We start from the raw sequence: 13,226 nt of genomic DNA on the forward strand, positions 1-13,226 counted from the left end.
CCCCCTCCCCCCCCCACCCCCGCTCCCACATTCGAATATCTTCCTGACCTTAAGGCCTTTCTGTCAGTCCATTTGACCGGAATAGACGCTGCGGCGCTCTCTCATGCTGGTTAAGATCGCAGCATTCAATTTTCGCTTGCTGAGGTTGTCATGCGCTTTTCCGATCTGCTCGACGCGGTCCGTCGCGATCCAGAACTGACCATTCCCGCCGAGTGGGGCCAGGGTCGGGCCAGTTTTGGTGGCCTGGTCGCGGCGCTGCAATACGAAGCCATGCGCGCGAAAGTGCCAGCCGAGCGCCCGGTGCGTTCGCTGGCGATCACCTTTGTCGGCCCGGTCGAGCCGGAAGTACCGGTGAGTTTCGAAGTCGATGTGTTGCGCGAAGGCAAAGCAGTCAGCCAAGTGCTGGGGCGGGCCATGCAGAACGGTCAGGTGGTAACGATCGTGCAGGGCAGTTTCGGCGCTTCGCGGCCCTCGGAAGTGGCGGTTGAGGCCTATCCCGCTGCTGAAATGAAACACTGGGATGAATGCCAGGAGTTGCCCTATATCAAAGGCGTGACCCCGGAGTTCATGCGGCATCTGTCGATGCGCTGGAGTGTCGGCGGCATGCCGTTCACCGGCAATAAATCGCGGCAGATGGGCGGTTGGGTGCGTTTGCGTGGCGATGTGAAGGAAGAGCCGGTCAATGAGGCGCATCTGTTGGCACTGGTGGATGCATGGCCACCGGCATTGTTGCCGTATCTGAAGAAGCCGGCACCGGGCAGCACGCTGACCTGGACCATTGAATTCGTTCAGCCATTAGGCGATTTGAGCACCCTGGACTGGTGCAAATACCTGGCAGACATCGAGTACGCCGCCGACGGTTACGGCCATGTCGCCGCCAAGCTGTGGAGTGCGGACGGGGAGTTGATCGCCATGAGTCGTCAGACCGTAACGATTTTTGCCTGAATCAATGCCGACGGTGCCGCTCCCGCCAGGCGCGCCACCAGCCACCGCTGAGCAAGAACCGCGGAAAGGTCAGGAACTGTTCGACCAGCAAGCGTGACACTGCATCCTGGCGGTCGCTGAACGGCTCGGAGGCTTGCGCCTCCAGGCTGTGGCCGTGGCGCTGCAAAGCCAGCGCCGCAACAATACCGATCACGCCGATGGCGACACTGGCCAGACTCAGGCTGAACACGCCAGAGACGATCAACAGAAACGCGACGATGAACAACGGTACGGCAATCAGGTGCAACACCAGATTGGTCGGATGCTGGTGATTGTTCGGGTACGCGCGCCATTGCCACGCGGGAAGGTTGGGATGACGTTTGCCCATGTTTGCTACTCCTCGATCCATGTTGAACACATGGTTGGAGAATAGGCCGGGGCGGGTGGGGCGGCGAATCAAGGTTGGCTATGGCGATGATAGGCGTCATCGCCGGATTCGATGTTGACCCGGTTGACGCCTTCGCGAGCAAGCTCGCTCCCACAGGGGATTGGTGTACGCCACAGATTCCCTGTGGGAGCGAGCTTGCTCGCGAAGGCGTCGTCAGAGTTTCAACTGACCAATAGCCTTGTTGAGCTCCCCGGCCAACGTCGCCAACTCATTACTGGTGGTCGCCGAATCCACGGTCTGCTGCACGGTATTCTCGGTCACATCACGAATGCTCACCACCGCCCGATTCATCTCTTCCGCGACCTGACTCTGCTGCTCCGCCGCCACCGCAATCTGCGTGTTGCTCTCGCGCATCTGCGCCACGGCGCCAGTGATTTCCGCCAGCGCTTCACCGGCTTCCTGCGCCTGCTGCACGCAGTCGTCGGCCTTGTACGAACTCTCCTGCATGAAGTCCACCGCATCGCGCGTGCCGGCCTGCAGTGCCGAGACCATGGTGGTGATTTCATCGGTGGAGGTCTGCACGCGCTTGGCGAGGTTGCGCACCTCATCGGCGACCACCGCAAAACCGCGGCCCATCTCGCCGGCGCGGGCCGCTTCGATGGCGGCGTTCAGCGCCAGCAGATTGGTCTGCTCGGCGATGCTGTGAATCACGCTGACCACACCGTTGATTTTCTGGCTGTCCTCGGCCAGACGCTGAATCATCTCGGCGGTTTGCTGCACGCCGCTGGAGAGTCCGGCAATCGACTGCTGCACGCGGCTGACCACTTGCTGGCCGCTCCCGGCCAGACTGTCGGCGGTTTGCGACAGGTCGCGAGTGGCACCGGCGTGCTGCGCGATGTGATAAACCGTGGCGGTCATTTCGTTGATCGCGGTGGCGGCCTGATCGGTCTCGCTCTGTTGACCGAGCATGCCGTGGCGCACGTCGTTCATGCTCGCCGCCAGACGTGCGGCACCGACGTCCAGTTGCCGCGCGGTGTTGGCGACGGTGGTGACCACGCGCTGATAACCGGCCTGCATCGCGTTGAACGCATTGGCCATCTGCCCGACTTCGTCCTTGCAGGCCAGAGGTACGCGGGCCGAGAGGTCACCGCTTTTTTCGACGTGCAGCATCACGTCTTTCAGCGTGTTGAGCTGGCTGAGCAGGAAACGGATCAGCAGCTGTGAGGCGCAAAGCATGGCGAACATCAGGATGAACACCGCCACGGCGTAGTTGGCAAAACGCTCGCTGAACACTTGCGCCAGGCTTGGGCCATAGGCAATGACCGCGACTTGCTGGCCGTCGGCGCGACTGAACACTTCGGCACCCATCAGCGGGTTGTTGCCGAACAGCGGCAGATGATTGATCTCGTTCCAGCCGTTGCTTTCGCTGATCTCCAGCACAGGTTGGTCGTTGAGGCGCGGCGCTTCACCGCGTTTGAACGTCAGCACCTGGTCAGCCTTGGGCAACGCCTGCCCGGCCGGCCAGGCCTTGAGCAATTGCGCCTGAGCCTGAGCAGACGCTTGTGAGGCTTGGCTGCGGGCCTGCTGCTCGAGTTGCACGGCGTACAGCACCAGCAGCAGGGTGGTGACGAAAGCGACCGCATTGACCGCCCAGAATTTGTATTTCAGCGAGATATTGCTAAGCCAGGCACCCATGGAGGTCTTCTCTGATAGCGGAAACAGTTTTGGCAAGGTGCCAGTATTGTGCCGCTATGCAGATATCGGGATGTTGATATGGGTCAACAGGTTCTACGCTGATCCCCCTGTGGGAGCGGGCTTGCTCGCGAATGCGGTGGTTCAGTTAATTAACAATGACTGACACACCGCCTTCGCGAGCAAGCCCGCTCCCACAATGGGATTTGAGGTGTATCAGGGCAGGGTGGGCAGGTTGAAGAATGCGCGGGCACACGCTGTGGTATGTGCTGCCAGATCTTCCTCGGCTTCGCCACGATGCAGCGCCACTTCGCGCAGCACTTCGGTCAGATAAGCCGGTTCATTACGCCCGTTCTTCGGCTTTGGGCGCAAGGTGCGGGGCAGCAGGTACGGCGCGTCGCTTTCGAGCATCAGCCGTCCGCGCTTGATCTCCTTGACCAGCGGATGCAGGTGCGTGCCCCGTCGCTCGTCGCAGATCCAGCCGGTGATGCCGATGTGCAGGTCTAGATCCAGGTAACTGAACAAGGCTTTTTGCTCGCCGGTAAAGCAGTGCACCACGGCGGCGGGCAATTGATCGCGGAAGTCCCTGAGGATTTCCAGCAGACGCTGACTGGCGTCACGCTCGTGCAGGAACACCGGTAACTGCAGTTCTGCGGCCAGCGCCAGATGTTCTTCGAGGACTTTTTCCTGCTGCGGACGCGGCGAGAAATCCCGGTTGAAATCCAGCCCGCATTCGCCCACGGCGACCACGTTTGCTTCTTGCAGCAGACTGCGCAAACGGCGCGCGCTGTCAGCGTTCCAGTCACTGGCCGAATGCGGGTGAATGCCGGCGGTAGCGAACAGGCGCTGGCCGCTTTGATCCAGTTGCCGGCACAGCTCCAGCGCCTGTTCGCTGCCCTCGACGCTGGTGCCGGTCAGCACCAGTTGGCAGACCCCGGCAGCGTAGGCGCGGTCGAGCACGGCCTGATGTTTTTCGGCGAAACTTGGGTTGGTCAGGTTGACGCCGATATCGATGAGTTGCATGGTTGCTACCTCGGGCCGAAGGCCGGAAAGCATACCAGAGCTGTAGATTCATAAGAAAAGCCAAGAACTACAACGAGTTATAGCTGTCTTTTGATGCCGCGAGACTGCTCGGGTTGGCGCAAATGCCATCCTCGTGCCAGTCTCTTGCACTTTGTCAGCGCTCCAGGCGCTCTGTTTTCGTCGGCGATTTCAACCGTTCAGCGGTTAGAAAACGCCCCCGTATTCTTTCCGGAGAGTGGATGCATCGTCCCTCGGTTTTGCTCCTGTTGTGTGCGTCGCTGCTGCTGCCGATAACGGCGGTTGCGCGCTTGCCCGGGCCACTGCAAGCCGTGCCGGCCGCCAAGGTCCGCGACTTGTCGGAGATACGCAGCAGTCGCGTGTTGCGCGTGCTGGTCAACCAGAGCCGCAACAGCTCCGGTGAAGTCCAGGGCCAGGCCATCGGTGTCGAATACCATCGCCTGCGCGCCTTCGAGCAATACCTCAATGGCCACGCCCGCGATGGCCAGGAAGTCACCCTCAAGATCATTCCCAAAGCCAAGGATCAACTGCTCGGCGCGTTGCAGCGCGGCGAAGGTGATCTGGTCGCGCCCGGCGAACTGCTCGATCTGCAACCCGGCCACGCGGTGGCCAGCAGCGAGCCGATCGCCAGCAACGTGCCGCTGGTGCTGGTCGGCATCAAGGGCGAGCGTCGCTACACCAAGGTCGAGCAGCTTTCCGGCAAGACCCTGGCCTTGCCGACCGGCAGTGCGGCGGGGGAGGCGGTCAGCCAGCTCAATCAGAAACTGGCGCTGCGCAAACTGGCACCGATCAAGATCGAATGGGTCGATCCGACCCTGGCGGTCGAGGACGTGCTGGAGATGGTGCAGGGCGGGATTTTTCATCTGACCATCGTCGAGCAACCGATCGCCGAGCGCTGGGGCAAGATCCTGCCCAAGCTGCGTTTCGATCGGCAATTGATGATCAGCGAGCCGGGTGAGGAATACTGGTTTGTGCGCCGTGATGCCTCGATGCTGCGGGCAAGCATTGATCGCTTCCTGGTCGGCTACAAGAAACCGGCGAACGAGGATGCCGAGTTTCTGCGGATCTATCGGCGCCTTTACCAAGTGCACTATCCGTTGGCCAAGGCTGATCGTCAGCGTCTGGAAAAACTGCGCCCGACCCTGCAAAAACACGCCGACGCGCAGAGCATGGACTGGCTGAATCTGGCGGCGCTGGCCTTCAAGGAATCGGCCCTGCAACCCAGCGCCCGCAGCGGCAGTGGGCCGACCGGGCTGATGCAGATCACGCCGTCCGCCGCGCAGCGGGTCGGGGTGAACAACATCCAGAATCTCGATGCGAATGTGCAGGCCGGGGCCAAGTACCTGGCGATGATCCGTCGCAAGTTTTTCAACAGTCCGAAACTCAATGAGCGTGAGCGCATGGCGTTCACCCTGGCGGCCTACAACATCGGCCCGGAGCGTGTGCAAGGCATGCGCGCCGAGGCACGGCGGCGCGGGCTGAATCCGAACCAGTGGTTCTTTCAGGTCGAGCGCATCGCCATGGAGCAGGTGGGCATGGGGCCGGTCAGCTATGTTAATAGCGTGAACAAGTATTACCTGGCGTTCGACCGGGAGCGGGAGTCGTTGGAGTCCCGGGGACAGAAAGTAGCCTCACGCAAATAATCAAATAAATCGATTGATATGGTGGAATATTTCCGCTTTTAACATGAGATTAACTGATTAATATGGCGGCCAACCAACACACACTTCTCCAAAAGGAATGACCCACATGAGCTCTCTGATCAACAAGGTACTGTTCACCCGCGCCGGTTACGGCCTGACCATTCTGCGTATCGCTGTTGGCGTGATCTTCGCTGCCCACGGTTCGCAAAAGCTGTTTGGTCTGTTTGGTGGTTACGGTCTGGCGGGGACTGCGCAGTACATGGACAGCCTTGGTCTGCACCCGGGTTACCTGATGGCCACGCTGGCCGGCGGCACCGAGTTCTTTGCCGGTCTGGCGCTGATCATCGGCCTGCTGGTGCGTCCGGCGGCGCTGGGTCTGACCTTCCTGTCGCTGGTGGCGATCTTCACCGTTCACATCAGCAACGGTCTGTTCATGGCCAACAACGGTTACGAATTTGCTCTGGCGCTGCTGGGTGGCAGTCTTGCGGTGATGATCGAAGGCGCCGGCAAACTGTCGGTGGATCGCGCCATCGCCGGTTGAGCGCTCTGGCTCCAGCAAAAGGCCCGCATTGTGCGGGCCTTTTTTGTTGCGGCCGATTCTTGACACTCATCGGTCACGTTCTCTAGGATGTTGCTCATGCGCCGATTTAAACAGCTACTTGCGGGGCGCCAGGTGACTTCTACAGTTGCCGTCAGAAGCCGGAACAGGGCTTCGAAATACCGCTAAAGCGCTGGTTCGGTGTTGCCTCTCACCTGCCATGCAGACTTTTGAGGCAGAGACACGACACGATGAATGCACTACGCCCTCCAGCACGTCCCGCGCCGATCACGGCTCATATCACCCAGCGCAACCCAAAAATCCTGCTTGGCGGCAAACATCAGCCGACGCTGTTGCGTTATCTCGATGGCTGGCCACGTCGCAGCGGCGGTCCTGCCGCGTTCCTGATCCAGTTCGTTGAAGACGGCGAGTCGCTGGCGCGGTTTGCCAGTGACAGTTTTGATCTGGCAGTGATTCAGGCACCGACCCAGGAAGATGCCCCGGAAATGATCAAGCAACTGGTTCGCGTCGCGCGGCAGGGTTTGATCACCCGCCGCTGAAACGCTCAGGGATAGTCGATCGCCACGATATAGACAAACTGCTCACCGGTTGGCGTCTGTACCCGGACTTCGGCGTCCAGCGCCTTGCCGATCAAGGCGCGGGCCAGCGGCGAGTCGATGCTGATCAGACCGAGTTTCAGATCCAGCTCATCCGGGCCGACGATACGGTAGCGCGACTGCTTGCCGTCTTCGTCCTCGATGGTCACCCATGCACCGAAGTAGACCTTGTTCGGATCGCTGGGTTTTTCGCTGACGACCTTCAATGCTTCGAGCCGCTTGGTAAGAAAACGCACGCGGCTGTCGATCTCGCGCAGCATTTTCTTGCCATAGGTGTACTCGGCGTTTTCCGAGCGATCACCCTGCGCCGCTGCCTCGCTGACCGCTTGCGTCACCTGCGGGCGGCGCACATGCCACAGCTCATGGAATTCGGCGCGCATCCGCGCTTCACCTTCAGGGGTGATCAGCGCGGTGCCGGCGGTGCGGGGAGGGCGATAACGGCTCATGGCAGCTTCTTGTGGTGACGAAGACAGGAGTCTATCAACCCTCGCGCAGGACTGTCAGCGGACTCGCATTCAACGCCCGGCGTGTGCCGAATACACCCGCACCACCAATCAGTACGGCGCCGATCAATGGCAGCACCAGCAACCATGGATGTGGATGCCACGGCAGATCGAACGCATAGCGATACAGCACCAGGCTCACCACCTCCGACCCAATGGCTGCCAGCAAACCGCTGACCGCCCCGAGCAAGCCGAACTCGATGCGCCGGGCCTTGACCAGCAACTGCCGTTGCGCGCCCAGCGCGCGTAACAACGCGCCTTGGCGAATGCGTTCATCCAGGGTTGCCTGCAAGCCGGAGAACAGCACCGCCATCCCCGCCGCCAATACGAACAACAAAACATATTCCACCGCCAGGGTGACCTGGGCGAGGATGCTGCGCAGTTGTTCCAGCAAGGCTTCAACCTGAAGAATGGTCACTGCCGGAAATGCCCGCGACAGCTCGACGATCTGCTGATCGTGACCGGGTGCCAGATAAAAACTGGTCAGGTAGGTTGCCGGCAGATCCTTCAGGGTGCCGGGCTGGAAGATCATGAAGAAGTTCGGCTGGAAGTTGTCCCAGTTGATCTCGCGCAGGCTGGTGACTTTCGCTTCACGATTGACTCCGCCCACGCTGAACACCATGTGATCGCCGAGTTTGAGCTTGAGGCTTTCGGCGACTTTGCCTTCAACTGAAACGCCAGGCACGTCATCCGAGGGTTGCTCGGTCCACCAGGTACCGGCGGTGAGCTTGTTGCCGGCCGGAAGGTCAGCCGCCCAGGTCAGGCTCAAGTCACGCTGCACCGCGCGGTCGCCGGCCGAATCCTTGCTGACGATCTGCTGCACCGGTTCGCCATTGATGCTGATCAGCCGTCCCGGCACCACCGGGTACAGGGGCGCCGCTTGTGCGGACACCTTGATCAAATGATCGGTGAAGGCCTGTTTGTCCGCCGGCAGGATGTTCAGGGCGAAGTAGTTGGGGGCGTTTTTCGGCAACTGGTTTTGCCAGGTGTCGAGCAATTCACCGCGCAGCAGAGCGATCAGTGCCATCGACAGCAGGATCAACCCGAACGCCAGCGCTTGCCCGGCCGCCGCCAGCGGATGACGCAGCAACTGACCCAGACCGAGGCGCCACGGCAGAGGCGCACGGGCGAGCATCCGCCGCAGGCTGTTGAGCAACAACAGCAGCAAGCCTCCCAATAGCAGCGCAGCGACCACACCACCGCCCAGCAGGGCGAAAGTCAGCAACAGATCCAGACTCAGGCGCCACATGATCAGGCCCAGCGCACCCAGCGCTGCGCCATAAACCATCCAGGTACTCGACGGAATCGGCAGCATGTCGCGACGCAATACGCGCAGCGGTGGCACCCGGCCCAGCGCGGCAAGCGGTGGCAGGGCGAAACCGGCCAGTGCCACCAGCCCGGTGCCGATCCCGGCGAGTGCCGGAAACAGGCCGCCCGGTGGCACATCGGCGGGTAGCAGATCATGCAACAGAGCGAACAGTCCCAGTTGCGCCAGCCAGCCGAGCACGGCACCACTGAGGGCGGCGAACAGGCCGAGCACGGTCAGCTGAATACTGAACAGCGCCATCGTTTCCCGGCGCGATAGCCCGAGGCAGCGCAACAGCGCACTGGCATCGAAGCGGCGGCTGGCGAAGCGGTTGGCCGATAACGCGACTGCAACGCCGGCGAGCAACACCGCGACCAGACTGGCCATGTTCAGATAACGCTCGGCCTTGCCCAGTGCACCGCCAATCTGCCGATTGCCGTCGCGCGCATCTTCGATTCGCTGGTTGGCCGCCAACCCCGGTTTGATCAATTGCCGGTAGGTCTCCAGCGCCTGCGGCTCACCGCGCCACAACTCGCGGTAGCTCACGCGGCTACCGGGCTGCACCACGCCGGTGGCCGCGAGGTCGTCGAGGTTGATCATCACCCGAGGCGTGAGGCTGTAGAAGTTGCCGGCGCGATCCGGTTCGTAGGTCAGCACGCGGGTCAGCTTCAGGGTTTTCATGCCGACGTCGATGCTGTCGCCGATCTTCAGATCCAGGGCGGTCAGCAGACGTGCTTCGACCCAGGCCTCACCGGGTTGCGGTTCGCCGCCTGACGTTTCAACGGCAAACGGGGCCGGGGCGCTTTTCAGTTCGCCGCGCAGTGGGTAGGCGCGGTCGACGGCTTTGATGCTCGATAACTGAATGCCGTTGTCAGTGGCGATTACGCTGGAAAATTCCACCACCTGCGCATGATTCAAGCGCAGCTCGGTGCCGCTGCGGATCTGTTCGTCGCGGGCCGGCGAGCTGCCCTCAAGCACCAGGTCGGCGCCAAGGAACTCGGTGGCGCGCAGCATCATTGCGCCGTTGAGGCGGGCGCCGAAGTAGCCGATGGCGGTACTCGCCGCGACCGCCACCACCAGCGCGAAAAACAACACTCGCAATTCCCCGGCGCGGGCATCGCGCATGAGTTGACGTAGCGCGAGACTGAATAGACGCAACAGCGGCAGACGTGCCATCAAGGCTCCAGAGGGGCGACCAGCAGCCCGGCTTCAAGTCGGATCAGGCGCCGGCAGCGATGGGCCAGGCGTTCGTCGTGGGTCACCAGCACCAGGGTGGTGCCGCGCTCCTTGTTCAATTCAAAGAGCAAATCGCTGATGCGCTCGCCGGTGTGGCTGTCGAGGTTGCCGGTAGGTTCGTCGGCGAACAGCACGTCCGGCTCGGCAGCGAAGGCCCGGGCAATCGCCACGCGCTGTTGCTCGCCACCGGAGAGCTGGCGCGGCGAGTGCGTCAGGCGCTGACCGAGGCCGACCCGTTGCAGCAGTTCAGTAGCGCGCTCACGGGCGTCTTTGCGGCCATCGAGTTCCAGCGGCAGCATGACGTTTTCCAGCGCGTTGAGGCTGTCGAGCAACTGGAATGACTGAAAGACGAACCCCACGTGTTCGGCACGGATGCGCGCGCGCTGGTCTTCGTCGAGGTTGCCCAGGGATTGCCCGGCGAGGATGACTTCGCCGCTGCTTGGCAGGTCGAGGCCGGCGAGCAGGCCGAGCAGGGTGGATTTGCCGGAACCGGACGCGCCGACGATGGCCAGGCTGTCGCCCTTGTTCAGTTCCAGGCTGAGTTCGTGCAGGATAGTCAGTTCACCTTCCGCGCTGGGAACCACTTTGCTGAGGTTCTTCGCGGTGAGAATGCTTGCGCCCATGGAGAATCCGATGCGTGTTTGGTTTTTGAGTGCTGGCCTGGCCTTGATGTGCATGGCCCAGAACGCAGCGGCGGGTACTGTCCTGATCGTTGGCGATAGTATCAGCGCCGGTTTCGGACTGGATACCCGCCTGGGGTGGGTATCGCTGCTCGAGCAACGGCTCAAGCAGGAGGGTTTTGACGACAAAGTGGTCAATGCCTCCATCAGTGGCGACACCAGTGCCGGAGGCCAGGCACGCCTGCCGGCGCTGCTTGCAGAGCACAAGCCGGAACTGGTGATCCTCGAGCTTGGGGGCAATGATGGCCTGCGCGGAATGCCGCCAACGCAATTGCAACAAAACCTTGCGGCGATGATCGACAGCTCGCGTCAGAGCGGCGCCAAGGTGCTGCTGCTGGGCATGCAATTACCGCCCAACTACGGCAAGCGTTACACCGATGCCTTCGCCGAGGTCTATGGCAACGTTGCGGACGAGAAAAAGATCCCGCTGGTGCCGTTTTTCCTCGACGGCGTGGGCGGGCATCCCGATCTGATGCAAGCCGATGGTCTGCACCCGGCAGCCGGGGCTCAGGGCAAGTTGCTGGAAAATGTCTGGCCGACGCTAAAACCGCTGTTATGAGGCTTTTCTAGTGGCAGGCTTTCGGCTAATGTGGCGCCCCCTTATTTGGAGCCCCCGATGCCGCGTCCTGCCTGGTCCCTGTTTGCCTACCAACTGATCGAGCCTGACGAACAGCTGGATCTGTTCGCCTGCCAGGAAGTGCGGGTGCATCTGGTGACCCGTCAACTGGAACTCGGTGGCTCGGCAGACCGCACGTTGTGTGGCAGTCTGCTGCCGGCACAACCGCGCTGGTCGAGTGTGGATCGCCGGGTGTTCCAGGATCAGCGCCTGTGTTCGTTGTGCCGGGCGATCCTTGAGTCGCAGAAGCGTGGCACCTCGCCGATCTGGCCAGAGTTGCGTTTCGAGCTCTGATCTGCCCGGTCAGAAATCCCTTGTGGGAGCGGGCTTGCTCGCGAATGCGGTGTCTCATTCAACGAATGCCTTGCCTGACACGCCGCATTCGCGAGCAAGCCCGCTCTCACCCAAAGCACCTTGTCGCCTGCAGCAGGGTGGTCTCCCCGAATGCCTTGGGTGCGGTGTACAATCGCGCTCTTATACCCTTGTTGATCATGCGAAGGATTTTCCGGATGTTGCCGCGCTTTCCTGCCGTCACCCGCTGCCTGTCACTTGCCGCCCTGTGTGTGGCCGGTCCCGTTGCTGCATTGGAGTTTCCCCTGCCACCACCCGGTGAGGACATCATCGGCCAGGTGCAGGTGATCAAGGCCAAGTACGAAGATACCTTCGCTGACCTGGGCACCACCTACGATCTGGGTTATTCGGAAATGGTCGCGGCCAACCCGGGCGTTGACGCCTGGTTGCCGGGCGCCGGTACCGAAATCGTCCTGCCGACCCGCTTCATTCTGCCGCCGGGTCCGCGTGAAGGCATCGTGATCAACCTCGCCGAGTACCGCCTCTACTACTACCCGAAAGGCCGGAACGTGGTGTACACCTTCCCGCTGGGGATCGGGCGTGAAGGTTGGGGGTCGCCGATCGCGCATACCACCATCACCGCGAAGACACCGAACCCGACCTGGACGCCTCCGGCGTCGATCAAGGCCGAACACGCTGCTGATGGTGATCCGCTGCCGAACGTAGTGCCGGCCGGTCCTGACAACCCGCTGGGCCCGTTCAAGTTCAGTCTCGGCACGCCGGGTTACCTGATCCACGGTTCGAACAAGAAGTTCGGCATCGGCATGCGCACCAGCCATGGTTGCTTCCGCATGTTCAACAACAACGTGCTGGAAATGGCTGCAATGGTGCCGGTCGGTACCTCGGTGCGCATTCTCAACGACGCGTACAAGTTCGGTCGCAGTGGCGGCAAGGTGTATCTCGAAGCGCACACGCCGATCGATGACAAGGGCAACCCGTCGGTGGTCGACAAGCACACGGCGGTCATCAATGCGCTGCTCAAGCGTGAGGATATTGCCAATAACGTGCGGGTGAATTGGGATGTGGTGCGCGATGTAGTCGCGGCTGAAGACGGCTTGCCTACCGAAATCGGTACGCCGGGTGCGGCAGCGCCGATGGTTTCGAGCACACCGATCGACCTGCAGCAGTAAGTTCGATCCAGACCCGCCGATGCGTGAAGCGTCGGCGGGTTTTTTATTGCCCGGACAAAAGTACCGGCCATAAAAAAGCCGACCCAAAAAATGGGTCGGCTTGATAACAATCCCGAGGGATTATTACTTGCGGCTAGCTTTGTCCAGCATGCGCAGAGCACGCTCGTTAGCTTCGTCAGCAGTCTGTTGTGCTTTTTGAGCAGCAGCCAGAGCTTCATCAGCTTTACGGTAAGCTTCGTCTGCACGAGCCTGGGAGCGAGCAGCTGCGTCTTCAGTAGCGGTCAGACGTGCTTCGGTTTCTTTCGATGCGCTGCTGCAACCGGTAGCCAGAACTGCGGCCAGAGCCAGAGCAGAGAATTTCAGAACGTTGTTCATCGTGTTCCCCTTCAAGGACTTTCAATTAAGTGGCTTTCTCCTCCGATTGAGGAAATAGCCGGCGTACATACTACCCATTACTTGTAGTAAGTAAACTGACCTAACGCAAGAAGCAAAAAAAATTGTAGGCGCTGATTCTTTTTCGAGCAACTTTTAACTGGGCTGTATAAAAAATATCCAGCTGCA

Annotated in this window: 14 protein-coding genes; 7 read left to right on the top strand and 7 right to left on the bottom strand. The window is 61.1% G+C overall.

Going from position 1 to position 13,226, the window contains the following annotated elements:
* The first annotated feature begins 150 nt into the window (after positions 1-150).
* Entirely contained in the window at positions 151-945 is a 795-nt protein-coding gene (locus AC27VU_RS14825; protein ID WP_488724337.1) for an acyl-CoA thioesterase, read from the top strand.
* 1 nt (position 946) lies between these two features.
* On the opposite strand, the gene AC27VU_RS14830 is transcribed toward AC27VU_RS14825, so the two are convergent.
* From AC27VU_RS14830 to AC27VU_RS14840, 3 genes are all read right to left on the bottom strand, one after another.
* Positions 947-1,312 (bottom strand): Mpo1-like protein, encoded by a 366-nt coding sequence (locus AC27VU_RS14830; RefSeq protein ID WP_003226831.1) that lies wholly within the window; start codon positions 1,310-1,312, stop codon positions 947-949.
* A gap of 213 nt (positions 1,313-1,525) precedes the next feature.
* Positions 1,526-3,007 carry a methyl-accepting chemotaxis protein gene (locus AC27VU_RS14835; protein ID WP_003226828.1) on the bottom strand — a complete coding sequence of 494 codons (1,482 nt, stop codon included), beginning with the start codon at positions 3,005-3,007 and terminating at the stop codon, positions 1,526-1,528.
* A 213-nt stretch (positions 3,008-3,220) separates the two neighbouring features.
* Positions 3,221-4,027: a TatD family hydrolase gene (locus AC27VU_RS14840; RefSeq protein WP_473017827.1), complete on the bottom strand. Its 807-nt coding sequence runs from the start codon at positions 4,025-4,027 to the stop codon at positions 3,221-3,223.
* A 239-nt stretch (positions 4,028-4,266) separates the two neighbouring features.
* On the opposite strand from AC27VU_RS14840, the gene AC27VU_RS14845 reads away from it, so the two are divergent.
* The 3 genes from AC27VU_RS14845 (at position 4,267) to AC27VU_RS14855 (ending at position 6,786) form a co-directional block, all read left to right on the top strand.
* Positions 4,267-5,688 (top strand): MltF family protein, encoded by a 1,422-nt coding sequence (locus tag AC27VU_RS14845; RefSeq protein ID WP_488724338.1) that lies wholly within the window; start codon positions 4,267-4,269, stop codon positions 5,686-5,688.
* A gap of 106 nt (positions 5,689-5,794) precedes the next feature.
* Positions 5,795-6,229: a DoxX family protein gene (locus AC27VU_RS14850; RefSeq protein WP_003226822.1), complete on the top strand. Its 435-nt coding sequence runs from the start codon at positions 5,795-5,797 to the stop codon at positions 6,227-6,229.
* Positions 6,230-6,477: 248 nt separating this feature from the next.
* Positions 6,478-6,786 (top strand): hypothetical protein, encoded by a 309-nt coding sequence (locus AC27VU_RS14855; RefSeq protein WP_103483841.1) that lies wholly within the window; start codon positions 6,478-6,480, stop codon positions 6,784-6,786.
* A 5-nt stretch (positions 6,787-6,791) separates the two neighbouring features.
* Here AC27VU_RS14855 and greB read toward each other — a convergent pair whose 3' ends face one another.
* Genes greB through AC27VU_RS14870 form a run of 3 tightly spaced genes read right to left on the bottom strand, consistent with a single transcriptional unit; the run spans position 6,792 to position 10,511 of the window.
* Positions 6,792-7,289 (bottom strand): transcription elongation factor GreB, encoded by a 498-nt coding sequence (gene greB / locus AC27VU_RS14860; RefSeq protein ID WP_007964774.1) that lies wholly within the window; start codon positions 7,287-7,289, stop codon positions 6,792-6,794.
* A gap of 34 nt (positions 7,290-7,323) precedes the next feature.
* Positions 7,324-9,828: an ABC transporter permease gene (locus AC27VU_RS14865; protein ID WP_488724339.1), complete on the bottom strand. Its 2,505-nt coding sequence runs from the start codon at positions 9,826-9,828 to the stop codon at positions 7,324-7,326.
* The gene (locus AC27VU_RS14870) at positions 9,828-10,511 is read right to left on the bottom strand and encodes an ABC transporter ATP-binding protein (protein WP_103483839.1); all 684 of its coding nucleotides are present in this window, start codon (positions 10,509-10,511) and stop codon (positions 9,828-9,830) included. The genes AC27VU_RS14865 and AC27VU_RS14870 overlap by 1 nt, the downstream gene beginning before the upstream one ends.
* Before the next feature lie 10 nt (positions 10,512-10,521).
* Here AC27VU_RS14870 and AC27VU_RS14875 point away from each other — a divergent pair, with 10 nt between their 5' ends.
* The 3 genes from AC27VU_RS14875 (at position 10,522) to AC27VU_RS14885 (ending at position 12,665) form a co-directional block, all read left to right on the top strand.
* Entirely contained in the window at positions 10,522-11,127 is a 606-nt protein-coding gene (locus AC27VU_RS14875) for an arylesterase (RefSeq protein WP_400497546.1), read from the top strand.
* Positions 11,128-11,184: 57 nt separating this feature from the next.
* Entirely contained in the window at positions 11,185-11,478 is a 294-nt protein-coding gene (locus AC27VU_RS14880; RefSeq protein ID WP_003226812.1) for a hypothetical protein, read from the top strand.
* Positions 11,479-11,693: 215 nt separating this feature from the next.
* Positions 11,694-12,665, top strand: a complete 972-nt coding sequence (locus tag AC27VU_RS14885; protein WP_262142622.1) for a L,D-transpeptidase family protein — start codon at positions 11,694-11,696, stop codon at positions 12,663-12,665.
* Between the two features lie 123 nt (positions 12,666-12,788).
* Here AC27VU_RS14885 and oprI read toward each other — a convergent pair whose 3' ends face one another.
* Complete coding sequence (gene oprI, locus AC27VU_RS14890; protein WP_003199355.1) at positions 12,789-13,040, bottom strand: outer membrane lipoprotei OprI; 252 nt, start codon at positions 13,038-13,040, stop codon at positions 12,789-12,791.
* Positions 13,041-13,226 lie beyond the last annotated feature (186 nt).

The sequence above is a fragment of the Pseudomonas sp. 14P5.3.2 genome (assembly GCF_057799175.1).